The sequence below is a fragment of the Roseivivax halodurans JCM 10272 genome, from assembly GCF_000521785.1.
Classification (GTDB): domain Bacteria; phylum Pseudomonadota; class Alphaproteobacteria; order Rhodobacterales; family Rhodobacteraceae; genus Roseivivax; species Roseivivax halodurans.
On sequence record NZ_JALZ01000010.1, the window covers coordinates 1 to 20,363 of the forward strand.

General features: G+C 69.3%; 20 protein-coding genes. 11 read left to right on the forward strand and 9 right to left on the reverse strand.

Features of this window, described 5'->3' with window-relative positions; genetic code table 11:
- Positions 1-54: 54 nt before the first annotated feature.
- Positions 55-1,962 carry a propionyl-CoA synthetase gene (locus OCH239_RS10790; RefSeq protein WP_037262282.1) on the reverse strand — a complete coding sequence of 636 codons (1,908 nt, stop codon included), beginning with the start codon at positions 1,960-1,962 and terminating at the stop codon, positions 55-57.
- 235 nt (positions 1,963-2,197) lie between these two features.
- Here OCH239_RS10790 and OCH239_RS10795 point away from each other — a divergent pair, with 235 nt between their 5' ends.
- Positions 2,198-2,434, forward strand: coding sequence for a hypothetical protein (locus tag OCH239_RS10795; protein ID WP_037262284.1), 237 nt, complete (start codon positions 2,198-2,200; stop codon positions 2,432-2,434).
- Between the two features lie 3 nt (positions 2,435-2,437).
- On the opposite strand, the gene OCH239_RS10800 is transcribed toward OCH239_RS10795, so the two are convergent.
- From OCH239_RS10800 to OCH239_RS10810, 3 genes are all read right to left on the reverse strand, one after another.
- Entirely contained in the window at positions 2,438-4,717 is a 2,280-nt protein-coding gene (locus OCH239_RS10800; RefSeq protein WP_037262287.1) for an NADP-dependent malic enzyme, read from the reverse strand.
- A 69-nt stretch (positions 4,718-4,786) separates the two neighbouring features.
- Positions 4,787-4,981: a DUF3072 domain-containing protein gene (locus tag OCH239_RS10805; protein WP_037262289.1), complete on the reverse strand. Its 195-nt coding sequence runs from the start codon at positions 4,979-4,981 to the stop codon at positions 4,787-4,789.
- A 66-nt stretch (positions 4,982-5,047) separates the two neighbouring features.
- Positions 5,048-5,257 (reverse strand): DUF3072 domain-containing protein, encoded by a 210-nt coding sequence (locus tag OCH239_RS10810; protein WP_037262291.1) that lies wholly within the window; start codon positions 5,255-5,257, stop codon positions 5,048-5,050.
- 129 nt (positions 5,258-5,386) lie between these two features.
- Between OCH239_RS10810 and OCH239_RS10815 the strand changes: the two genes are divergently transcribed.
- The 5 genes from OCH239_RS10815 (at position 5,387) to upp (ending at position 10,184) form a co-directional block, all read left to right on the forward strand.
- Entirely contained in the window at positions 5,387-5,794 is a 408-nt protein-coding gene (locus tag OCH239_RS10815; RefSeq protein ID WP_037262293.1) for a cytidine deaminase, read from the forward strand.
- The gene (locus tag OCH239_RS10820) at positions 5,794-7,095 is read left to right on the forward strand and encodes a thymidine phosphorylase (protein WP_037262623.1); all 1,302 of its coding nucleotides are present in this window, start codon (positions 5,794-5,796) and stop codon (positions 7,093-7,095) included. Before OCH239_RS10815 ends, OCH239_RS10820 begins: the two co-directional genes overlap by 1 nt.
- 199 nt (positions 7,096-7,294) lie before the next feature.
- On the forward strand, positions 7,295-8,509 hold the full coding sequence (locus OCH239_RS10825; protein ID WP_037262625.1) for a phosphopentomutase: 1,215 nt from the start codon (positions 7,295-7,297) through the stop codon (positions 8,507-8,509).
- A 59-nt stretch (positions 8,510-8,568) separates the two neighbouring features.
- Positions 8,569-9,543 (forward strand): adenosine deaminase, encoded by a 975-nt coding sequence (locus tag OCH239_RS10830; RefSeq protein WP_425280286.1) that lies wholly within the window; start codon positions 8,569-8,571, stop codon positions 9,541-9,543.
- A gap of 8 nt (positions 9,544-9,551) precedes the next feature.
- Complete coding sequence (upp, locus tag OCH239_RS10835) at positions 9,552-10,184, forward strand: uracil phosphoribosyltransferase (RefSeq protein ID WP_037262297.1); 633 nt, start codon at positions 9,552-9,554, stop codon at positions 10,182-10,184.
- 15 nt (positions 10,185-10,199) lie between these two features.
- Here the strand turns inward: upp and OCH239_RS10840 are convergent, their stop codons facing one another.
- Both OCH239_RS10840 and OCH239_RS10845 read right to left on the reverse strand, forming a co-directional pair.
- On the reverse strand, positions 10,200-11,831 hold the full coding sequence (locus OCH239_RS10840; RefSeq protein ID WP_037262300.1) for an AMP-binding protein: 1,632 nt from the start codon (positions 11,829-11,831) through the stop codon (positions 10,200-10,202).
- A gap of 180 nt (positions 11,832-12,011) precedes the next feature.
- A complete protein-coding gene (locus OCH239_RS10845; protein WP_037262302.1) occupies positions 12,012-12,407 on the reverse strand; it encodes a hypothetical protein in 396 nt (131 codons plus the stop codon).
- Between the two features lie 224 nt (positions 12,408-12,631).
- Here OCH239_RS10845 and OCH239_RS10850 point away from each other — a divergent pair, with 224 nt between their 5' ends.
- Complete coding sequence (locus tag OCH239_RS10850; protein ID WP_037262304.1) at positions 12,632-14,320, forward strand: NAD(P)H-dependent oxidoreductase subunit E; 1,689 nt, start codon at positions 12,632-12,634, stop codon at positions 14,318-14,320.
- A 37-nt stretch (positions 14,321-14,357) separates the two neighbouring features.
- On the opposite strand, the gene OCH239_RS10855 is transcribed toward OCH239_RS10850, so the two are convergent.
- Positions 14,358-14,888: an adenine phosphoribosyltransferase gene (locus tag OCH239_RS10855; protein WP_037262306.1), complete on the reverse strand. Its 531-nt coding sequence runs from the start codon at positions 14,886-14,888 to the stop codon at positions 14,358-14,360.
- Positions 14,889-15,127: 239 nt separating this feature from the next.
- On the opposite strand from OCH239_RS10855, the gene OCH239_RS10860 reads away from it, so the two are divergent.
- The gene (locus OCH239_RS10860) at positions 15,128-15,874 is read left to right on the forward strand and encodes a hypothetical protein (RefSeq protein ID WP_037262312.1); all 747 of its coding nucleotides are present in this window, start codon (positions 15,128-15,130) and stop codon (positions 15,872-15,874) included.
- Here the strand turns inward: OCH239_RS10860 and OCH239_RS10865 are convergent.
- Together OCH239_RS10865 and OCH239_RS10870 are read right to left on the reverse strand one after the other, a co-directional pair.
- Positions 15,871-16,734 carry an S-methyl-5'-thioadenosine phosphorylase gene (locus OCH239_RS10865; protein WP_037262315.1) on the reverse strand — a complete coding sequence of 288 codons (864 nt, stop codon included), beginning with the start codon at positions 16,732-16,734 and terminating at the stop codon, positions 15,871-15,873. The genes OCH239_RS10860 and OCH239_RS10865 overlap by 4 nt on opposite strands.
- Before the next feature lie 126 nt (positions 16,735-16,860).
- On the reverse strand, positions 16,861-17,466 hold the full coding sequence (locus tag OCH239_RS10870; protein WP_037262319.1) for a flavin reductase family protein: 606 nt from the start codon (positions 17,464-17,466) through the stop codon (positions 16,861-16,863).
- 148 nt (positions 17,467-17,614) lie between these two features.
- Between OCH239_RS10870 and OCH239_RS10875 the strand changes: the two genes are divergently transcribed.
- The 3 genes from OCH239_RS10875 (at position 17,615) to OCH239_RS10890 (ending at position 20,363) form a co-directional block, all read left to right on the forward strand.
- Positions 17,615-18,100, forward strand: a complete 486-nt coding sequence (locus tag OCH239_RS10875; protein ID WP_037262322.1) for a GNAT family N-acetyltransferase — start codon at positions 17,615-17,617, stop codon at positions 18,098-18,100.
- A 56-nt stretch (positions 18,101-18,156) separates the two neighbouring features.
- Positions 18,157-18,906, forward strand: coding sequence for an EcsC family protein (locus tag OCH239_RS10880; protein ID WP_037262628.1), 750 nt, complete (start codon positions 18,157-18,159; stop codon positions 18,904-18,906).
- A gap of 578 nt (positions 18,907-19,484) precedes the next feature.
- Positions 19,485-20,363 carry a DUF2189 domain-containing protein gene (locus OCH239_RS10890; RefSeq protein WP_037262329.1) on the forward strand — a complete coding sequence of 293 codons (879 nt, stop codon included), beginning with the start codon at positions 19,485-19,487 and terminating at the stop codon, positions 20,361-20,363.

Sequence of the window (20,363 nt, forward strand, 5' to 3'; positions counted from 1 at the left end):
CCCCGTTACCGAAGTCCTGACCCGACCCCGCCTGCGGGGTCGGGACATGGTCGATCAGACCGGCTCGCCCAACTTGCGGGGATAGCCCATGGCGCTGGTGCCCTCGCGGATCTCGTCGAGGATGGCCGGATCGTCGATGGTAGCGGGGAGCTTGAAGTCCTCGCCGTCGGCGATGGAGGCCATGGTGCGGCGCAGGATCTTGCCCGAGCGGGTCTTGGGCAGGCGGTCGACCACCTTGCAGAGCTTGAAGGCCGCCACGGGCCCGATCCTGTCCCGGACGAGCGCGACGCATTCCTTCTCGATCTCCGCGGGCTCGCGATTCACGCCCTTGGTGAGGCAGACGAAACCCATGGGCAGCTGGCCCTTGAGCTCGTCCTTCACGCCGATCACCGCACATTCGGCGACGTCGGGATGGGAGGCCAGGACCTCCTCCATGCCGCCGGTCGAGAGGCGGTGGCCCGCGACGTTGATGACGTCGTCGGTGCGGGCCATGATCCAGAGATAGCCGTCCTCGTCCATCATCCCCGCGTCCCCGGTCTCGTAATAGCCGGGGAAATGCGCGAGGTAGGATTTCTCGAACCGCTCGGGGGCGTTCCAGAGCGTGGGGAGCGTGCCCGGGGGAAGGGGCAGCTTGATCGCGATGGCGCCGAGCTCTCCGGCGGGCTTGGGGGTGCCGTCGTCGGCGAGGATGTGGATCTCGTAGCCCGGCATGGCGACGGTGGGCGAGCCGATCTTGACCTCCATCGCCTCGATCCCGACGGGGTTGGCGACCATCGGCCAGCCGCTCTCGGTCTGCCACCAATGGTCGTAGACCGGCTTGCCGGTCATCTCGTGCGTCCACTCGATCGTGTCGGGATCGGCGCGTTCGCCGGCGAGGTAGATGGCGCGGAGGTTCGAGAGGTCGTACTTCTTCAGATACTCGCCCTTGGGGTCCTCGCGCTTCACCGCCCGGAAGGCGGTCGGCGCGGTGAAGAAGCTGCGCACCTTGTGCTCTTCGATGACGCGCCAGAACGTGCCCGCGTCGGGCGTGCCGACGGGCTTGCCCTCGAAGACGATGGTGGTGTTGCCGTGGATCAGCGGCGCGTAGCAGATGTAGCTGTGGCCGACGACCCAGCCGACGTCGGAGGCGGCCCAGAAGACCTCTCCGGGATCGACGTTGTAGATGTTCTTCATGCTCCAGTGGAGCGCGACGAGATGGCCGCCCGTGGGGCGCACGACGCCCTTGGGCGCGCCCGTGGTGCCGGAGGTGTAGAGGATGTAGGCGGGGTGGTCGCCCTCGACGGGGGCGCAATCGGCGGGTTCGGCGCCCTGCTGGACCTCGTGCCAGTCGACGTCGCGGTCCGGGGTCAGCTCGGCGGGCGCGGCCTCGCGCTGGAGGATGACGCAGAAGTCGGGCTTGTGCACCGCCTGGTCGATGGCGCTGTCGAGGAGGGGTTTGTAATGCACAATCCGCCCGGGCTCGATCCCGCAGGAGGCCGCGATGATCGCCTTGGGCCTGGCGTCGTCGATGCGGACGGCGAGCTCGTGTGCGGCGAAGCCGCCGAAGACCACCGAGTGGATCGCGCCGAGCCTGGCGCAGGCGAGCATGGCCTCGAGCGCCTCGGGGACCATCGACATGTAGATGATGACGCGGTCGCCCTTGCCGACGCCCCGGGCGCGGAGAGCGCCGGCGAGGGTCGCGACGCGGTCGCGCAGCTCCGCATAGGAGATCTCGCGCTTGGTGCCGGTGATGGGGCTGTCGTGGATGATCGCGACCTGATCGCCGCGCCCTGCCTCGACATGGCGGTCGACCGCGTTCCAGCAGGTGTTGACCATGCCGTCGGCGAACCAGGCGTAGAGGTTGTCGCCGGTCCTGGTCAGAGCCTGCGAGGGTTTGCGGTCCCAGTCGATCTTCTCGGCCTCGCGCATCCAGAACCCCTCGGGGTCGGATTTCCAGGCGGAATACACCTCTGCGTAACTCATGGGGTCGCTCCTCCTCCTCGCGATGAGACGGTGTTACGGAAGGCGGGGCGGGTGCGGCAAGCCCGTTAGCGACACCAGCCCGGGGCCTGCGACATTAAGTTTGCAGAATGTTGCCGGTATGATTTGCAAAGCAATCCGGCTGCAAAGCGGCGCTGCGAAGCCCCCGGGAGTTTGCAAAGAACCGGGAACGGCGCGGCGGGTGGCAGGCGTTTCCCGGGGGATCACGGAGGTTATCATGCACGAGAAACTGACCGAGGCGCTCGACCGGCTCGACGCGGGCGAGTGGGAGGCGGCACACGACATCGCGCAGGACGATCCCGGGCCGGAGGCGGCGTGGCTGCACGCGCATCTCCACCGGGTCGAGGGCGACGAGGGCAACGCCGCCTACTGGTATTCCCGCGCGGGCCGGGAGAAGTTTCCCGGCACCGTCGAGGAGGAACGGGCCGCTTTGCGCGAGGCGCTCGCGGGCTGACCCTCAGCCGTAATGCGCGACGGGCGTGCCGCCGATCGCCGCCATGTTGAGCAGCCCGCGCGCGGTGATCGAGGGCGTGACGATATGCGCGCGGTTGCCCATGCCCATCAGGATCGGGCCGACCTCGAGCCCGCCGGCCTTCATCTTGAGGATGTTGCGCACGCCCGACGCGGCGTCGGCCTGACCGAAGATCAGCACGTTCGCGGTGCCGGACATCCGGTTCGCCGGCAGCAGCCGCGCGCGCAGGTCGGGATCGAGCGCGGCCTCGACGTTCATCTCGCCCTCGTAGCAGAAGTCGCGCTCCTTGCTGTCGAGGATTGCGATGGCGGCGCGCAGGCGCTCGGCGGATTCGTTCGAGAGGTTGCCGAACTGCGATTGCGAGCAGAGCGCGATGTTGGGCTCGATCCCGAAGCGGCGGACGTGGCGTGCGGCGCCGATGGCGGCCTCGGCGATCTCGTCCGGCGTGGGCGCGATGTGCACATGGGTGTCGGCGATGAAGAGCGGCCCGTCCTCGAGGATCATCAGCGAGAGCGCGCCCGTCGGGTGCAGTTCGGACGTGCCGAGGATCTGGCTGACGTAGTTGAGGTGCCACTTGTACTCGCCGAAGGTGCCGCAGATCATGCTGTCGGCCTCGCCGCGATGCACCATAACGGCTGCGATGGCGGTGGTGTTGGTGCGCATGATCGCGCGGGCGAGGTCGGGGGTCACGCCGCGACGGGCCATGATCTCGTGGTAGCTGCCCCAGTAGTCGCGGTAGCGCGGGTCGTTCTCGGGGTTCACGATGTTGAAGTCGCGCTCGGGCCGGATCTCGAGACCCATGCGCTCGCAGCGCATGTTGATGACCTCGGGGCGGCCGATGAGGATCGGCTGCTCGGTCGTCTCCTCGATGATCGCCTGCGCGGCGCGCAGGACGCGCTCGTCCTCGCCCTCGGCAAAGACGATGCGGCGCGCGGCGGTCGCGGCCGCCTCGAAGACCGGGCGCATGAGCAGGGCGGACTTGTAGACGTTGGCGTTGAGCCGGTGGCGGTAGGCCTCGATATCCTCGATCGGGCGCTCGGCGACGCCCGAGTCCATCGCCGCCTTGGCGACGGCGACCGAGACGGTGGCCGAGAGGCGCGGATCGAAGGGCTTGGGGATCAGGTAATCGGCGCCGAAGGTCAGCTGTTCGCCGCGATAGGCGGCCGCGGCCTCGGCGCTGGTGGTGGCGCGGGCCAGGGCGGCGATGCCCTCGACGCAAGCGATCTGCATCTCGTCGTTGATCGTCGTCGCGCCGACATCGAGCGCGCCGCGGAAGATGAACGGGAAGCAGAGAACGTTGTTGACCTGGTTGGGATAGTCCGAGCGCCCCGTCGCGATGATCGCAGTCGGATCGGCCTCGCGCGCATCGTCCGGCATGATCTCGGGATAGGGATTTGCGAGCGCGAAGATGATCGGGCGTTCGGCCATCTTCCTGACGTGCTCGGGCTTGAGCACGCCCGGGCCGGAGAGGCCGAGGAAGAGGTCGGCGCCCTCGATCACGTCGCCCAGGCTCCGCGGCCCGCCGGGCTGGGCATATTCGGCCTTCTGCGGGGTCATGTCGGCCTCGCGGCCCTCGTGGACGAGGCCTTCGAGGTCGCAGAGCCAGACGTTCTCGCGCTTCACGCCGAGCTTCAGCAGCATGTTGAGGCAGGCGATGCCCGCCGCGCCGCCGCCCGTCGAGACGATCTTGATGTCTTCGAAGGACTTGCCCGCGACGCGCAGGGCGTTGGTCGCGGCGGCGCCGACGACGATGGCGGTGCCGTGCTGGTCGTCGTGGAAGACCGGGATATTCATCCTCTCGCGGCAGATCTTTTCCACGATGAAGCAGTCGGGTGCCTTGATGTCCTCGAGATTGATCGCGCCGAAGGTCGGCTCGAGCGCGCAGACGATGTCGGCGAGCTTCTCGGGGTCGGGCTCGTTCAGCTCGATGTCGAAGCAGTCGATGCCGGAGAACTTCTTGAAGAGGACGGCCTTGCCTTCCATCACCGGTTTCGAGGCCAGTGCGCCGATATTGCCGAGGCCGAGCACGGCGGAGCCGTTGGAGACGACCGCGACGAGGTTGCCCCGGGCGGTGTAGTCGCGGGCGGCCTTGGGGTCGTCCTTGATCTCGAGGCAGGCTTCGGCGACGCCGGGGGAATAGGCGCGGGCGAGGTCGCGGCCGTTCGCCATCGGCTTGGTCGCGCGGATCTCGAGCTTACCGGGTTTCGGGAACTGGTGGTAGTCGAGCGCCTGCTGGCGCAGGGTGTCGTTGGTCTGATCTGACACGAAAAATCCCCCGGAGTGCTTATGCTCCGAGGGCTAGCCGATTTGGGGACGCGGCGGAAGCAGGCTTTCTCAGCCGGCGCGCCTGGCAAGATCGGCGATGCGCTCCTCGGCCTCGCCGCTGGTCAGGGACTCGTCGTATTCCGCCCCGGTCTTGTCGGCCAGATCGCGCAGCTGCGCGGCCTGCACGTCGGTCATCGGCTCGCGCGGATCGTCGGGCAGGGCGTCTTCGGGATCGAGGTCTGGGCGGTCGGGCTGCTTGGCCATCGCGTATCTCCGGGATAATGGCTTGGTCTGCGCTGAGAACGCGGGCCTCGGCCCGCCGTTCCCGCCTCAGCCGCGCCCGGTCTTGTCCTGTAGCTCGTCGATCCGCGCCGAGGCTTCCGCCTTGGTCAGGCTGTCGTCGAACTCGACCTCGGCCTCCTGGCAGAGGGTCTTGAGATAGGAGGCCTGCGCGCCGGTCATCTTCTCGTCGCCGGTTGTCCATTCCTCGACGGGCTTGTCGGCGTTGCCGGGGGCGTCCTGCTTGGGGGTGTCGGTCATGGGTCCATGTTCCTTTAATGTTCTTTTGAAGAACGCACGATTTCGGCGCCGGTTCCGCGGCGGCCGCCGTCTTGCGTCCGGTGCGCGGCTCTGCGCACGATAAAGGCCGGAATGCATGGCGGAGATCCGATGAGCGACGGACCGGACGAGTTGAGAGAGGCGGCGCGCCGCGTGCGCGAGATGGCCTATGCGCCCTATTCGAACTTCAAGGTCGGGGCGGCATTGCGGACGGGCGCGGGGCGCGTGGTTTCGGGCTGCAACGTCGAGAACGTCGCCTATCCCGAAGGCACCTGCGCCGAGGCGGGCGCGATCGCGGCGATGGTCGCGGGCGGCGAGACCGAGCTCACCGCGATCTACGTGGTGGCCGACGCGCCCGCGCCGGTGCCGCCCTGCGGCGGATGCCGCCAGAAGATCGCCGAATTCGCGGGCCCGGACGCTGTAGTGACCATGGCGACGCTCGCGGGCGATGAGCGGGCGATGTCGGTGGCCGAGCTGCTGCCGGGCGCCTTCGGCAAGGGCCACATGGAGGGCGCATGATCGATGCGCGCGCGGTGATCGCGGGGCTGCGCCGGGGCGAGGAGCCGTCGGCGGAGGCGCTGCGCTGGTTCGCCGCGGGCCTCTCGGACGGGTCGGTGTCGGACGCGCAGGCGGGCGCCTTCGCGATGGCGGTGTGCCTGCGGGGGCTCGGCGCGAGCGGGCGCGTGGCGCTGACCGAGGCGATGCGCGACAGCGGGCGGCGGCTCGACTGGGGCGCAGGCGCGCCGGTGCTCGACAAGCATTCGACGGGCGGCGTCGGCGATTGCGTGAGTCTCGTGCTCGCGCCGGCGCTCGCGGCCTGCGGGGTACGGGTGCCGATGATCTCGGGGCGGGGGCTCGGGCATACGGGCGGCACGCTCGACAAGCTCGAGGCGATCCCCGGGGTGGTGACCGCGCTTGACGAGGACGGGATGCGGGCGGTGGTGGAGACCGCGGGCTGCGCCATCGTCGGGGCGACGGCGGACCTCGCGCCCGCGGACCGGCGGCTCTACGCGGTGCGGGACGTGACCGGGACCGTGGAGAGCCTCGATCTCATCACCGCGTCGATCCTCTCGAAGAAGCTCGCGGCGGGGCTGCAGGGTCTCGTTCTCGACGTGAAGGTCGGATCGGGCGCGTTCATGAAAACCGAGGCGGAAGCAAGGGCGCTGGCAGAGGCGCTGGTCTCGACGGCGCGGGAGGCGGGCTGTCCGACCTCGGCGCTCCTCACCTCGATGGACGAGCCGCTGGCCGATGCGCTTGGCAATGCGGTCGAGGTGGCGGCGACCTGCCGGGTGCTGACGGGAACGGAGCGGGGTCCGCTCTTAGAGTTGAGCGCGGCGCTGGGCGGGGAGCTGCTCGCCTCGGCGGGGCTGGCGCGCGATGCCGCCGAAGGCGCGCGCCGGATCGGTGAGGCGATCGCTTGCGGCGCCGCGGCCGAGCGCTTCGGGCGGATGATCCACGCGATGGGCGGACCGGCGGGCCTTGTCGAGGATTGGGCGCGGTTCCTGCCTCAGGCGCCGGTGATCCGGGAGGTGACGGCGCCCGAGGGGGGCGTGGTGACGGCGATCGAAGGCGAGGCGCTGGGCCTTGCGGTGGTGGATCTCGGCGGCGGGCGGCGGGTCGAGAGCGACCGGGTCGATCCGGCGGTCGGGATCACCGGGATGGTACGGCTCGGCACCCGCGTCGAGGCGGGCCAGCCGATCGCGCGGGTCCATGCGGCGTGCGAGGAGCAGGCCGAGGCGGCGGGGCGCAGCATTCGGGTGGCGGTCCGGATCGGGGAGAGCGCGGCGCCGGCCGCCTTGGTGCGGGGGCGCGTCGGATGAAGCGGCGCGCGTGTGGTGAGGGCGCGCCGCGCCGCGAGGACGGTGCGGGGGCCGGCATGTTGCATGAGTATTTTTGCCAAGAAGAAGAGAGCTGGCCGGGTCCGGGGCTCCGCCCCGCCGCTGCTCGGCTGCCCGGGATATCTTGGTCAAGAAGAAGCGGGGCCGCGGCGCGACCGGCGTGCCGGCCGGAGGATGGGCGATGAGCCGGGCATTTCTTGTGGTGATGGATTCGGTCGGGATCGGCGGGGCGCCCGACGCGGGCGATTTCTTCTCGGGCGGCGTGCCGGATCGCGGGGCAAACACGCTTGCGCATATCGCCGAAGCCTGTGCGGCGGGGCAGGCCGAGGACGGGCGCTCGGGGCCGTTGAAGATGCCGGTGCTGGACGGGATGGGGCTCGGGGCGGCGGTGCGGCTGGCCAGCGGCGCGGAGGCGCCGGGCCTCGGGGCCGAGCCAAGGGCGCTCTGGGGGGCGGCGACGGAGGTCTCGCCCGGCAAGGACACGCCGTCGGGGCATTGGGAGCTCGCCGGGCTGCCGGTGCCGTGGGACTGGCATTACTTTCCCGTCGGCGAGCCGGCCTTTCCCGAGGAGGTGCGGGCGGAAGTGTGCCGGATCGCCGGGACGGAGGACATTCTCGGCAATTGCCACGGCTCGGGCACGGTGATGCTGGACCGGTTCGGGGCGGAGCATGTGCGGACCGGGCGGCCGATCTGCTACACTTCGGCCGACAGCGTGTTCCAGATCGCGGCGCACGAGGATCCGGAGATCTTCGGGCTCGACCGGCTGCTGGCGCTCTGCGAGGAGATCGCGCCGATGCTGCACGGGATGCGCGTCGGGCGGGTGATCGCGCGGCCCTTCGTGGGCGAGGCGGGCGCGTTCCGGCGGACGGGGAACCGGCGCGACTATGCCATCCGGCCGCCGGAGCCGGTGCTGACGAACTGGGCGCAGGATGCGGGCCGCGCGGTCATCGGGGTCGGCAAGATCGGCGACATCTTCTCGATGGAGGGGATCGACCGGGTGGTGAAGGGCAGCGATGCCGAGCTGATAGGGCATCTTTCCGGGCTGGTGGACGCGGCGCCCGAGGGGGCGCTGGTCTTTGCCAACTTCGTCGAGTTCGACAGCCTCTGGGGGCACCGGCGGGACGTCGCGGGCTACGCCAGGGCGCTCGAATGGTTCGACGCCGAGATCGGCAGGCTGCTGCCGAAGCTTCGGGAGGGGGACCTCTTGTGCCTGACCGCCGATCACGGCAATGACCCGACCTGGAACGGCACCGACCACACCCGCGAGCGGGTGCCGGTGCTGATCGCGGGGCGCGGGGCCGGATCGGTGGGGCAGGTGGCCTTTGCCGACGTGGCCGCGAGTGTCGCGGATCATCTTGGGATCGAGGGCCGCGGGCCGGGACGGAGCTTTCTGTGAGACAGGGTCGGAACGTAGAGGAGCATGCTGGCCAGGTGACCGAGGAGGCGCTCTCCGAGATCGCGGCCCTGCCGAAGGTCGAGCTGCACCTTCATCTTGAGGGGGCGGCGCCGCCGTCCTTCATTCGCGGGCTCGCCGCCGAGAAGCGGGTGGACCTCTCGGGCATCTTCCGCCCGGACGGGACCTACGCGTTCGAGGGCTTCCGGCACTTCCTGCAGGTCTACGAGGCCGCGACCGGCGTGCTGAGGAGCCCCGAGGATTACGCGCGGCTGGTGCGCGCTGTCATGGAGCAATCGGCCGAGGAGGGCGTCGTCTATTCCGAAACCTTCCTGAGCCCGGATTTCTGCGGCGGCGGGGACGTGGACGCCTGGCGCGACTACCTCGCCGCGATGGTCGAGGCGGCGGAGGCGGGCGAGCGCGATCTCGGCGTGACCCTGCGCGGCGTCGTGACCTGCGTGCGGCATTTCGGACCCGAGCGCGCGAAGGCGGCCGCCCGCTGCGCCGCCGAGACGGCGGGGGAGTGGATCACCGGCTTCGGCATGGGCGGGGACGAGAACGCCTACGAGCAGAAGGATTTCGCCTGGTCCTTCGACTGCGCCCGCGAGGCGGGGCTGCGGCTGACCACCCATGCCGGCGAATGGCGCGGGCCCGAGGAGGTGCGCGCGGCGCTCGATCACCTCGGCTGCGAGCGGATCGGCCACGGCGTGCGGGCGATCGAGGATCCCGCGCTGGTCGAGCGGATCGCCGAGGACGGCATCGTGCTCGAGACCTGCCCGGGCTCGAACGTGGCGCTCGGCGTCTATCCCACGCTCGAAGCGCATCCGATCGGAAAGCTGCGCGAGCGGGGCGTCACCGTGACCGTGTCGACCGACGATCCGCCGTTCTTCCACACCACGATGCGCGAGGAATACCGCCGCCTCGCGCGGGTGCACGACTGGGATGCGGAGGCCTTCCGCGACCTCGCCCGCATCTCGCTGAACGCCGCCTTCTGCGACGCCGCCACGCGCGAGCGCGTCGCCAAACGCCTGACCTGAGAGAGATCATGCCCGAGCATCTGACAATCGTCGACCATCCGCTGATCCAGCACAAGCTGACGATCATGCGCCGCAAGGACACCTCCACGAAGTCCTTCCGCCAGCTCCTGCGCGAGATCAGCCAGCTTCTGGCCTACGAGATCACCCGCGAGCTGGAGGTGACGACCGAGACCATCGAGACGCCCATGCAGACGATGGAGGCGCCGGTGCTGGCGGGCAAGAAGCTGGCGCTGATCTCGATCCTCAGGGCGGGCAACGGCCTGCTCGACGGGGTGCTGGAGCTGGTGCCCGCGGCGCGGGTCGGCTTCGTCGGGCTCTACCGCGACGAGGAAACGCTTCATCCGGTCCAGTACTACTTCAAGGTGCCGGACGGGCTCGAGGACCGGCTGGTGATCGCGGTGGATCCGATGCTGGCGACGGGCAACTCGTCTGCCGCCGCCGTGGACCTTCTGAAGCAGGCCGGCGCGACGAACATCCGCTTCCTGTGCCTCCTCGCCGCGCCCGAGGGCGTCGCCAAGATGAAGGAGGCGCATCCGGACGTTCCGATCGTGACCGCGGCGCTCGACGAGCGGCTCGACGAGCGCGGCTACATCGTGCCGGGGCTCGGCGATGCCGGCGACCGGATGTTCGGCACCAAGTAAGGCGCGCATCGCCGGTCAGAGGGTCTTCGCCCGCTCGCGCAGCTGGAACTTCTGGATCTTGCCGGTGGAGGTCTTGGGCAGCTCGCCGAAGACCACCGCCTTGGGCGTCTTGAACCCCGCGAGACGCTCGCGTGCGAAGGCGATGAGGTCCTCCGCGCCGACCTTCGCGCCGGTCTTGAGCTCGACGAAGGCGCAGGGCACCTCGCCCCACTTGTCGTCGGGCTTTGCCACCACCGCGCAGAGGCTGACGGCCTCGTGGCGCATCAGCGCGTTCTCGACCTCGATCGAGGAGATGTTCTCGCCGCCCGAGATGATGATGTCCTTGGCGCGGTCCGAGATCGTCATGTAGCCCTCGGCGTCGAGCAGGGCGAGATCGCCGGAATGGAAGTAGCCGCCCGCGAAGCTCTGCTCGGTGGCCTGCGCGTTCTTGTAATAGCCCTTCATCACGCCGTTGCCGCGGAACATGATCTCGCCCTGGTGGGCGCCGGTGCGCTGGACCTCCTCCATCCGCGTGTCGTCCATGACGGTCACGTGCTCGATGAAGGGCATGCCGACGCCCTGCCGGGCTTTCGCCGCGGCGCGGTCCTCGCCGGTCAGCGCGTCCCATTCGGGGTGCCAGAGGCACTCGGTCGCGGGCCCGTAGGTCTCGGTCAGGCCATAGACATGGGTGACGTTGAAGCCCATCGGCTCGATCGCGGCGAGGGTCGAGGGCGCGGGCGGCGCGCCGGCGGTGAAGACCTCGACGACGTGGTCGAAGGGCCGCCGCTCCTCCTCGGGCGCGTTGATGAGCGTGTTGAGCACGATGGGCGCGCCGCCGAAATGGGTCACGCCCTCGTCCGCGATGGCGTCGAAGATCGGCTTCGCGCGGATCTCGCGGCAACAGACGAGCGTGCCGCCGACGGCGGGCATCATCCAGGTGTGGCACCAGCCGTTGCAGTGAAAGAGCGGCACGATGGTCAGGTAGACCGGGCGCAGGATCATGCGCCAGCTGAGCACCTGTCCCATCGCGTTGAGATACGCGCCGCGGTGGTGGTACACCACGCCCTTGGGACGTCCGGTCGTGCCCGAGGTGTAGTTGAGCGAGAGGCTCTCCCACTCGTCCTCGGGCATGATCCAGCGGAAGCCCGGATCGCCCGATTGGAGTAGCTCGTCGTAGGTCATGTGATCGCCCGAGGCAGCGATCCCGGCCTCGGCGTCGGGCACCTCGACGATCGTCGGCGGCGTGCCCTCGCTCATCGCGGCGCAGGCGGCTCTCGCCTGATCGACCAGAGCCGCATCGCAGAGCAGGACCTTCGCGCCGCCATGTCCGAGAATGTAGGCGACGGTGTCGGTGTCGAGCCGCGTGTTGATGGCGTTGAGGACGGCGCCGCAGGCGGGCACGCCGAAATGCGCCTCGGCATGGGCGGGCACGTTGGGCAGGAGCGTCGCCACCACGTCGCCGGGTGCGATGCCGAGCCCCGCGAGCCCCGAAGCGAGGCGGGTCACCCGCTCGTGATATTCCGCGTAGCTGCGGCGCGTGCCGCCGTAGACCACCGCGATCTGTTTCGGAAAGACGTCCGCGGCGCGGTTCAGGAACGACAGCGGCGTCAGGGCGGCATAATTCGCCGCGCGCTTTTCGAGCCCCGTCTCGTCGGCCAGCCAACCCATGATGCGATCCTCCCCCGCGATGCCCTCCACCCGGAACCATGGCGGCAGGCCCGGCGAAGGGCAAGCTGGCCGTCGGATACGTCCCCTGCTTCTTCTTGGGAAAAATACTCCGGGGTGAATTGGCCGACAGGCCAAGAGGGGCAGCGCCCCTCCGCCGGTTCGGCATAGGCGTCGCCGGGATCAGACGCCGACGTCGGGGCCGGGGCAGATCATCGGATCCTCGTCCCTGCGGGCCTCGTAGAGGCTGCTGCTGGCCGGGTCGTTCTCGAAGACCGCGCGCAGGGTGCCTTCGCCGGTGCGGTAGAAGCTCCAGCATTGCGGGACGGGGTTGTCCTCGTAGACGAAGCAGATCTGCTCGCCCGCCTCGTACCAGCGGCCCTCCCGGCACTCGCCGTCGAGGAACGACCAGACGACCTCGCGGCCGGGCAGGTATTGCTCGACCCCGTAGGCCTCGCCGTTCTGGCCGAAATAGAGCGTCTTGCCGGTCACGTAGGCCTCGAACTCGGCGCCCGTGAGCGGCTGATCCGCGGCGGCGGGCAGGGCGAGGGCGAGTGTGGTGAGGAATGCGCGAATCATGCTCCGAGCGTGGCAGGCGGCGGCGGGGCGGTGAAGCGCGAAGCTTGAGAAAGCGTTAACGTGTCCGAGAGGCCGGGCGCCGATCGGAACCGCGCGCCGTGCATGGAATGCAGGCCGGGCGCAACCGAGCCGCAAGTCGCAGTCCCGGTGTCGCTTTTCGGGGTCACGGGGAGGCTCCGGGGCGGTAGGGATAGGGAAGGACCAAGGGAGGAGGCCCGGCAGACATGGCGCTCGACGGAGACAAACCGGTCTGGAAGACGCCGAAACGCAAGGGGCGCGCGACGCCGAAGGGCCGCCAGACCGAGGAGGAGGCTCTCGCGGAGGTGCGGGCGCTTCTCGGCGACCGGCCGCGGCGGCGCGATCTGCTGATCGAATATCTGCACCTCATCCAGGACGCCCATGGACATCTCTCGGCGCGGCATCTTAGGGCGCTCGCCGACGAGATGCGGATGGCGCAGGCGGAGGTCTACGAGGTCGCGACCTTCTACGCGCATTTCGACGTGGTGAAGGAGGGCGAGACGCCGCCGCCGGCACTGACGGTGCGCGTGTGCGACTCGCTCTCCTGCGAACTTGCGGGCGCGGCGCAGTTGCAGAAGGCGCTCGAAGACGGACTCGATCCCGCGGAGGTCCGCGTCGTGCGGGCTCCCTGCATGGGGCGCTGCGACACCGCGCCGGTCTGCGAGCTGGGACATTTCCATATCGACCACGCGACGCCCGAGCGCGTGACGGAGGCGATCGCGGCGGGCGAGACCCATCCGCACATTCCCGATTACGAGGATTTCGAGGCCTATTCGGGCGGCGGCGGCTATGCCGCGCTCGCGGCTTTGCGCGAGACCGGCGACTGGGAGGCGGTGCAGCGGCAGGTCACGGGTGCGGGCATCCGCGGCCTCGGCGGGGCGGGGTTCCCGTCGGGCAAGAAGTGGGGCTTCGTCCGCGCCGCGAAGGGGCCGCGCTACCTTGCGGTCAACGGCGACGAGGGCGAGCCTGGGACCTTCAAGGATCGCCACTATCTCGAGCGGCGGCCGCACTTTTTCCTCGAAGGGATGCTCGTCGCGGCCTGGGCCGTGGAGGCGGAGCGGTGCTTTGTCTACATGCGCGACGAATATCCGGCGGTGCTCGAAATCCTGCGGCGCGAGATCGCCGCGCTCGAGACCGCGGGCATCGCGGCACCGGGATATATCGAACTGCGCCGCGGAGCCGGGGCCTATATCTGCGGCGAAGAGAGCGCGATGATCGAATCGATCGAGGGCAAGCGCGGCATCCCGCGCCACCGGCCGCCTTACGTGGCTCAGGTCGGGATCTTCGACCGGCCCACTCTGGTGCACAATGTCGAGACGCTGCACTGGGTGGCGCGGGTCCTGCGCGAGGGCGGCGACATCCTGACCTCGGTCGAGAAGAACGGGCGGCGCGGCCTGCGCTCCTACTCGGTCTCGGGGCGGGTCGCGGCGCCGGGCGTCTACCTGCTGCCGGCGGGGTCCACGATCCGCGACGTGGTCGAGGCCGCGGGCGGCATGGCCGAGGGGCACGAACTCAAGGCCTACCAGCCGGGCGGGCCGTCCTCCGGGCTCTTGCCGGCGTCGCTGGACGACGTGCCGCTCGACTTCGACACGCTGCAACCGCACGGGAGCTTCATCGGCTCGGCGGCGGTGGTGGTGCTGTCGGACAAGGACAGCGCGCGCGAGGCGGCGCTCAACATGCTGCGGTTCTTCGAGGACGAAAGCTGCGGGCAGTGCACGCCCTGCCGCGTCGGCTGCGAGAAGGCGGTCAAGCTGATGCAGGCCGAGAGCTGGGACGCCGAGCTTCTGGAGGATCTCGCCGGGGTCATGGTGGATGCCTCGATCTGCGGGCTCGGGCAGGCGGCGCCGAACCCGTTCCGCTCGGTTCTGAAGCACTTCCCCGACGAGGTGAAGTGAGAGGCGCGGTGCCCCGTACTGGGGCACCGCAGCTGCCTCAGTCGCCTTCGTAGGCGCAGAGCGCCTGGACGTTCATGCCGAGATCCTCGAGCCGCTTACGGCCGCCGAGATCCGGCAGGTCGATCACGAAGGCGCAGCCGATCACCTCGCCGCCGAGCCGTTCGATCAGCTTGATCCCGGCCTCGGCGGTGCCGCCCGTCGCGAGAAGGTCGTCGACGAGCAGGATGCGCTCTCCGGCGGAGATGGCGTCGTCGTGCAGCTCGACCTCGGCGGTGCCGTATTCGAGCGTGTAGCTCTCCGAGATCACCGCGCCCGGCAACTTGCCCTTCTTGCGCACAGGCACGAAGCCCGCCGAGAGCTGGTGCGCGACCGCGCCGCCGAGGATGAAGCCTCGGGCCTCGAGCCCCACGACCTTGTCGAACCGCACGCCCGAGAACGGCTGCACGAGCTGGTCGACCGCCATGCGGAAGCCGCGCGCATCGGCGAAGAGCGTCGTCACGTCGCGGAACATGATCCCCTCGTGGGGGAAATCCGGGATCGTGCGGATGTAGTCTCTGACCGAGCTCATCTCATCCTCTCCGGCAGCAGGAGCGCGCAAAGTCGCGCATAGCTTGTGCGAATCGCATCTCGGGCATAATATTCCACGTGTTGATTGCGTCTTTTTCACATGAAGGAATTTCACAATGCGCCTGATTTGGCCACTCGTTCTGCTATTCACCTGCGTCTCCGCCTCGGCCCAGACGCAATGTCCCGGCACCCATTATCCCTGCGGCGAAGACAGCTGCTGTTCGCGCTGAGGGCCGTGCCATGACCCGTCTGAAAACCGTCGCGATCACGGCGCTGCTCTTTGTCGTGGGATGGATCGGCTATTACTGGATGACCAAGGTGGACCATCCCGACGTGCTGGCCTTCCACGATTACTCGCTTCCCTTCGATCCGCCGCGCAGCCCGCTCCGGCCCGGCGACGTGGTGGCCGTCACACCCGACAACTCGATCTACCGGCTGTGTTCGCTGAAACCGGCGCAGGATCAGGCCATGCCGAGCATGGTCACGGCCGCCTATTACAACGACCTCCGCGAGCGCTTTCCCGAATTCATCGATTCGATCGACGCCGTGAAGGGCCTCTTCGGTGAAAGCGCCGCTGCCGAGGAGCAGGAGGAGTTGCGCGCCGAGCGGCGCGAGGTGGTCCTGCGCGGGGTCAACCTCGTGATGGAGGAGGAATGGGACGTCTTCGTCGAGAGCGATTGCGAGGTGCGGACGGCGCGCGCGCTGAGCAAGGGGCGGCTGCCCTGCACGGTCGAGAAGTCGCTGATCTCGGAGGTGATGCTCGATGACGGCGTGCGTGAGATGCGCACTCTGGCGGTCCGGCTCAAGACGCATCCGAACTGGGTCGGCCCCAAGGTCTTCGACGATAACGGCATCGCCGTGCCGGACAATCTCGATGGCGTCTTCAGCGAGAAATGCACCGCGATGCGGCTGCCCATCGACGCGATGGTGCGGCGCTGGATCGGGGCCATCGCGCGGGAGGCCCCGGTGATCCGCGACGCGATCTAGAGAACACGGCCCGCGACGGCGTCGAGGCGCGCGAGAACCTCCGGGGCGCGCGCCTCGGGGGCTGTGATGATCGCGTGGTCGAGCGCCCGGTCGCAGCCCTCGGAGCAGGCGGTGCGGGCGGGCGGCAGGCGCTCGGGCAGGCCGCGGACGAGATTGCGCGCGGCCTCGGCATTGCCCTGAAGCGTGCGCACCACGGTGGCGACATCCACCGCGCCATGATCCTCGTGCCAGCAATCGTAATCGGTGACCATCGCCACGGACGCGTAGCAGAGTTCGGCCTCGCGGGCGAGCTTGGCCTCGGGCATGTTGGTCATGCCGATGACGTCGCAGCCCCATTGCTCGCGGTAGAGGCGGCTCTCGGCGAGGGTCGAGAATTGCGGGCCTTCCATCGCGAGGTAGGTGCCTCCCTCGTGGACCGTGACCCCGGCCGCCTCCGCCGCGCCGAGCACCGCGTTCGACAGGCGCCTGCAGGTCGGGTCGGCGAGCGAGACATGCGCGACGCATCCCGTGCCGAAGAAGCTCTTCGCGCGGGCGAAGGTGCGGTCGATGAACTGGTCGACGATGACGAAGTCGCCGGGCGCCATCTCCTCGCGGAACGAGCCGCAGGCGGAGAGCGAGACGATGTCGGTGACGCCGAGCCGCTTCAGCGCGTCGATATTGGCGCGGTAGGGCACATCGGACGGGGCGAGGGCGTGGCCGCGGCGGTGGCGGGGCAGGAAGGCCATGTCGAGCCCGTCGAGCGTGCCGGTCAGGATCGCGTCCGAGGGCGCGCCCCAGGGCGTGTCGACCTCCTGCCATGCCGCGTTCTCGAGGCCTTCGAGGTCGTAGAGCCCCGATTCGCCGATGATGCCGAGCTTCATGCCTGCCTCCTGACTGTCCTGCCGCAGGCAAAAGTGGCCGATCTCGGTGCCGGGGGAAAGGGGCGCGGTCTCGGCCGGCGCTTTCGGGAGCTCCGACCGGTCCCGGTGGTGCGGCTCGGGCGCCGGTCAGTCCCCCGGGCGCTTCAGCTCGAACTTCTCGCGCACGACGGTGTAGTCGCGGTAGCCCATGCGGCTGAGGGGGTTGAAGGTCAGGACGTCGAAGATCCCGTCCCGCAGGCAATTGTCGCGGATATGCACGCCGACGACCTCACCGAAGACGACGAAATTGGCCTCGCCCGGCAGCTTCACGATCTGGGTCAGACGGCATTCGAGGTTCGCCGGGGCGGTCGCGACGCGGGAGCAGGGGATGATCTCGCAGGCCGCCTTCTCGGCGCCGGATAGGTCGAACTCGTCGGTCTCCTTGTCCCAGGGGCCCGAGGTCTGGTTCATCACGTCGCGGGCCTCGTATTCGACGATGTTGACGCAGAAGACCTCGGTCTCGCGAATGTTGGCGACGCTGTCCTTGGTGTCGCCGCGGTCGTCCTTGGCGCTGGTCGAGGCGAACATGACCTGCGGCGGCACGTAGGCGACTGCGTTGAAGAAGGAATAGGGCGCGAGGTTCTCGGAGCCGTCCGCGCCGCGGGTCGAGATCCAGCCGATGGGACGCGGCGTGACGATGGCGTTGAACGGGTTGTGCGGCAGGCCGTGGCCGTCCTCAGGGCGGTAGAACATCGCCGGTCTCCTCTCGCCCGGGGCCGGTGCACGGGCCGGGGCTTCAAATTGCAGGTCCCGCGAGCAGGTGCTAGCGCGGAGGCTGGCGGCCAAGATGCACGCCGACCCGCCGAATTCAATGCCTGCCGCCGCCGCGAGCCCTCTGCCGATGTACGTGATCACCCCAGAACGCGAGACTGACTCTTGGGAGGTCGAGACGCTCTACGACCTCTGCTTCGCGCCTGGACGGGAGGCGCTCTCCTCCTACCGGCTGCGCGACGGGGTGCCGCCGGTGCGTCGCCTCTGCCGGGTCGCGCGCTACGAGGAGGGCGGTTTTCTCGGCGGGGCGATCCGCTACTGGCCGGTGCGCGTCGGCGGGGCGCCGACGCTGCTCCTGGGCCCGATCGCGGTGCATCCGACGGCGCAGGGCGAGGGCCTTGGGGGCGCGCTCATCCGCGAGAGCCTGTTCGTCGCGCGCGAGGAATGGGAGAGGGTGCTGCTCGTCGGGGACGCGCCCTATTACGGGCGGTTCGGATTTGAGCATCTGAGCGGGGTCGAGATGCCGCCGCCGACCAATCCCGAGCGGATCCTCGGGCTCGCGCTCAGCCCCGGCGCCTGGGACGGGGTCGCGGGCGAGGTCACCGCCTGGCATTGAAAGCGGGCGGGCAAACCAACATCTTACCCGCCATGAACGATCAGGTGGAGACGGGGATGACCGGCACGGAGCTCGCTGTGGTGGATCGCGACAAGGAAATGCTGAGCCTCGCGCGGCGACACAAGCGTGCGGGCGGTGTCGGACTTCAGGTGCTGAACATCATCGGCGGGCAGGCGGAGAACCTTCTCGAGCGGCTGCCCGACCGGGTGAAGAACCGGCTTGAGGAGGCGACGACGCGCGCGCTCGAGACGGCTCTGTACGCCGCGCATCGCTCGCGGGGCTACGTGCCCGACCAGAAGGGATGGCTCAACACCGCGCTCACGACCGCGATGGGGGCCGCCGGCGGGGCGGGCGGTCTTCCGACCGCGCTGGCCGAACTGCCGGTGACGACGACGGTGCTCCTGCGGGCGATCCAGGGCATCGCGTGGGAGCACGGCTACGATCCGGCCGATCCCGAGGTCCAGAAGGAGTGCCTTGCGGTCTTCGGATCGGCGGGTCCGCTCGAGGACGACGACGGCGTCGACATGGCGTTCCTCTCGGCGCGGGTCACGATCACCGGCGCCACGCTGCACGGGATCATCGGTCGGGTCGCGCCGCGGCTCGGCGTGGTTCTCGGCCAGAAGCTCGCCGCGCAGACGGTGCCGATCCTCGGCGCGGCGGCGGGCGCGGCCACCAACTATGCCTATACCTCGTATTACCAGGAGATGGCGGCGGTGCATTTCGGGTTGAAGCGCTATGCCGAGGAGACCGGCCGCGACCGCGAGGCGGTGGTGGCGGAGTTCCGCAAGGCCCTTTCGCGGGTTTGATTGCCAGCGCGTTAACCAATTCTTCGGGGGAATCGCGGTAAGCCCGTCCTGTCCGCACCCCGCCCGAGGGTGAGCCGATCCCGCAGAGCGGGGCGGCGTCCCGATTTCCGGCCCGACCGGAGCCCGGGAAGGACAGCGGCGGCGGGATTCGCCGCCATGTTCCTCGGCCAGAAGGTCGGGGATCCAACGCGCGGCGGAGGCGCAGGCCAGAAGGGCCGCAGCACCGGACCGCAGACGAAAGGCGCCCGGCCATGGTGAACGACCGTGCCGGGCGTTTTCGTGTTTCGGGTTCGGCTCGCGTTTGCGTTGTCGCTTGCCCCTGGGCCACCTCGGGCGCTTTCCGTACGGCAGGCGGGCCGTGTTTGCACAAGACGTGCCGGTTCCGAGAGCGCGAGGCTGCGCAGATATCGCCTTGGGGTTGTGTCGTAATGTGTGCTCTCGCCTTCGTGTTCGCGGCGAACGCTGTGCGGTGTTACGTTGCGGAAGGCGGCGCGATGCCGCCCCGCGGGACGCACGGATTTCGGGCGCCGCGTTCCGCGGGTCCCGTGGTACGCCCGGCAGCTGCGGAGTTCCGCGTCATGGACAGCACGGACAGAACCATCGGAAATCCCGCCTCCTGGCTCGGGCGGCGGCTCTTCTCGGGCTCGGCGTATCTGAGCGCGACGGCGGCAGAGATCGGCGGCTCGGACGCCTCGGGCCCCGTGGCGCATGAGGACATCGCCACGCTCACCATAAACGATCTGCGCGCCGCGCTCAGGGCCGGCTGGGAGGACCTCATGGCGTCGCGGGCCGACGCGCTGGTGCTCTGCCTGCTCTACCCGATCCTCGGCATGGCGCTGGTCTTCACGGCGATGACGCAGAGCCTCATGCCGTTGCTCTTTCCGCTGATGTCGGGCTTCGTGCTGATCGGGCCGCTCGCGGCGCTCGGCCTCTACGAGATGAGCCGGCAGCGCGAGGCGGGGCGGCCGATCAACTGGACGAGCGCCTTCGACGTGATGGCCGCGCCGGCCTTCGGGGCGATCCTCGTTCTGGGGCTCTACCTCGCGGCGATCATGGTGGTCTGGCTGCTGGCGGCGCGGCTGATCTTCGAGTCGACCATGGGCCCGGAGCTTCCGGCCTCGCTCTGGATGTTCCTCGGCAACGTGGCAACGACGCCCGAGGGCTGGACGATGGCGATCGTCGGCATCGCGATCGGTGCGGCCTTTGCGGTGCTGGTGCTGGCGACGGCGGTGATCTCGTTCCCGCTGCTGCTCGACCGCAACATCGGGGTGCCGAACGCGATCGTCACGTCGCTCCGGGTCTTCTTCAAGAATCCCGGCGTGATCCTCGCCTGGGGCGGGATCGTGGCGGGGCTGCTGGTGCTCGGGACGATACCGGCGCTGGTGGGTCTGGCGGTGACGCTGCCGATCCTCGGGCACGCGAGCTGGCACCTCTACCGGAGGGCCATCCCGCGCTGA

What these genes read in the sequence shown, in the direction of transcription:
- OCH239_RS10790 (WP_037262282.1), bottom strand. Translation starts at nt 1,962, where the DNA reads ATGAGTTACGCAGAGGTGTATTCCGCCTGGAAATCCGACCCCGAGGGG.
- OCH239_RS10795 (WP_037262284.1), top strand. Translation starts at nt 2,198, where the DNA reads ATGCACGAGAAACTGACCGAGGCGCTCGACCGGCTCGACGCGGGCGAG.
- OCH239_RS10805 (WP_037262289.1), bottom strand. Translation starts at nt 4,981, where the DNA reads ATGGCCAAGCAGCCCGACCGCCCAGACCTCGATCCCGAAGACGCCCTG.
- OCH239_RS10810 (WP_037262291.1), bottom strand. Translation starts at nt 5,257, where the DNA reads ATGACCGACACCCCCAAGCAGGACGCCCCCGGCAACGCCGACAAGCCC.
- OCH239_RS10815 (WP_037262293.1), top strand. Translation starts at nt 5,387, where the DNA reads ATGAGCGACGGACCGGACGAGTTGAGAGAGGCGGCGCGCCGCGTGCGC.
- OCH239_RS10825 (WP_037262625.1), top strand. Translation starts at nt 7,295, where the DNA reads ATGAGCCGGGCATTTCTTGTGGTGATGGATTCGGTCGGGATCGGCGGG.
- upp (WP_037262297.1), top strand. Translation starts at nt 9,552, where the DNA reads ATGCCCGAGCATCTGACAATCGTCGACCATCCGCTGATCCAGCACAAG.
- OCH239_RS10840 (WP_037262300.1), bottom strand. Translation starts at nt 11,831, where the DNA reads ATGGGTTGGCTGGCCGACGAGACGGGGCTCGAAAAGCGCGCGGCGAAT.
- OCH239_RS10845 (WP_037262302.1), bottom strand. Translation starts at nt 12,407, where the DNA reads ATGATTCGCGCATTCCTCACCACACTCGCCCTCGCCCTGCCCGCCGCC.
- OCH239_RS10850 (WP_037262304.1), top strand. Translation starts at nt 12,632, where the DNA reads ATGGCGCTCGACGGAGACAAACCGGTCTGGAAGACGCCGAAACGCAAG.
- OCH239_RS10855 (WP_037262306.1), bottom strand. Translation starts at nt 14,888, where the DNA reads ATGAGCTCGGTCAGAGACTACATCCGCACGATCCCGGATTTCCCCCAC.
- OCH239_RS10860 (WP_037262312.1), top strand. Translation starts at nt 15,128, where the DNA reads ATGACCCGTCTGAAAACCGTCGCGATCACGGCGCTGCTCTTTGTCGTG.
- OCH239_RS10865 (WP_037262315.1), bottom strand. Translation starts at nt 16,734, where the DNA reads ATGAAGCTCGGCATCATCGGCGAATCGGGGCTCTACGACCTCGAAGGC.
- OCH239_RS10870 (WP_037262319.1), bottom strand. Translation starts at nt 17,466, where the DNA reads ATGTTCTACCGCCCTGAGGACGGCCACGGCCTGCCGCACAACCCGTTC.
- OCH239_RS10875 (WP_037262322.1), top strand. Translation starts at nt 17,615, where the DNA reads ATGTACGTGATCACCCCAGAACGCGAGACTGACTCTTGGGAGGTCGAG.
- OCH239_RS10880 (WP_037262628.1), top strand. Translation starts at nt 18,157, where the DNA reads ATGACCGGCACGGAGCTCGCTGTGGTGGATCGCGACAAGGAAATGCTG.
- OCH239_RS10890 (WP_037262329.1), top strand. Translation starts at nt 19,485, where the DNA reads ATGGACAGCACGGACAGAACCATCGGAAATCCCGCCTCCTGGCTCGGG.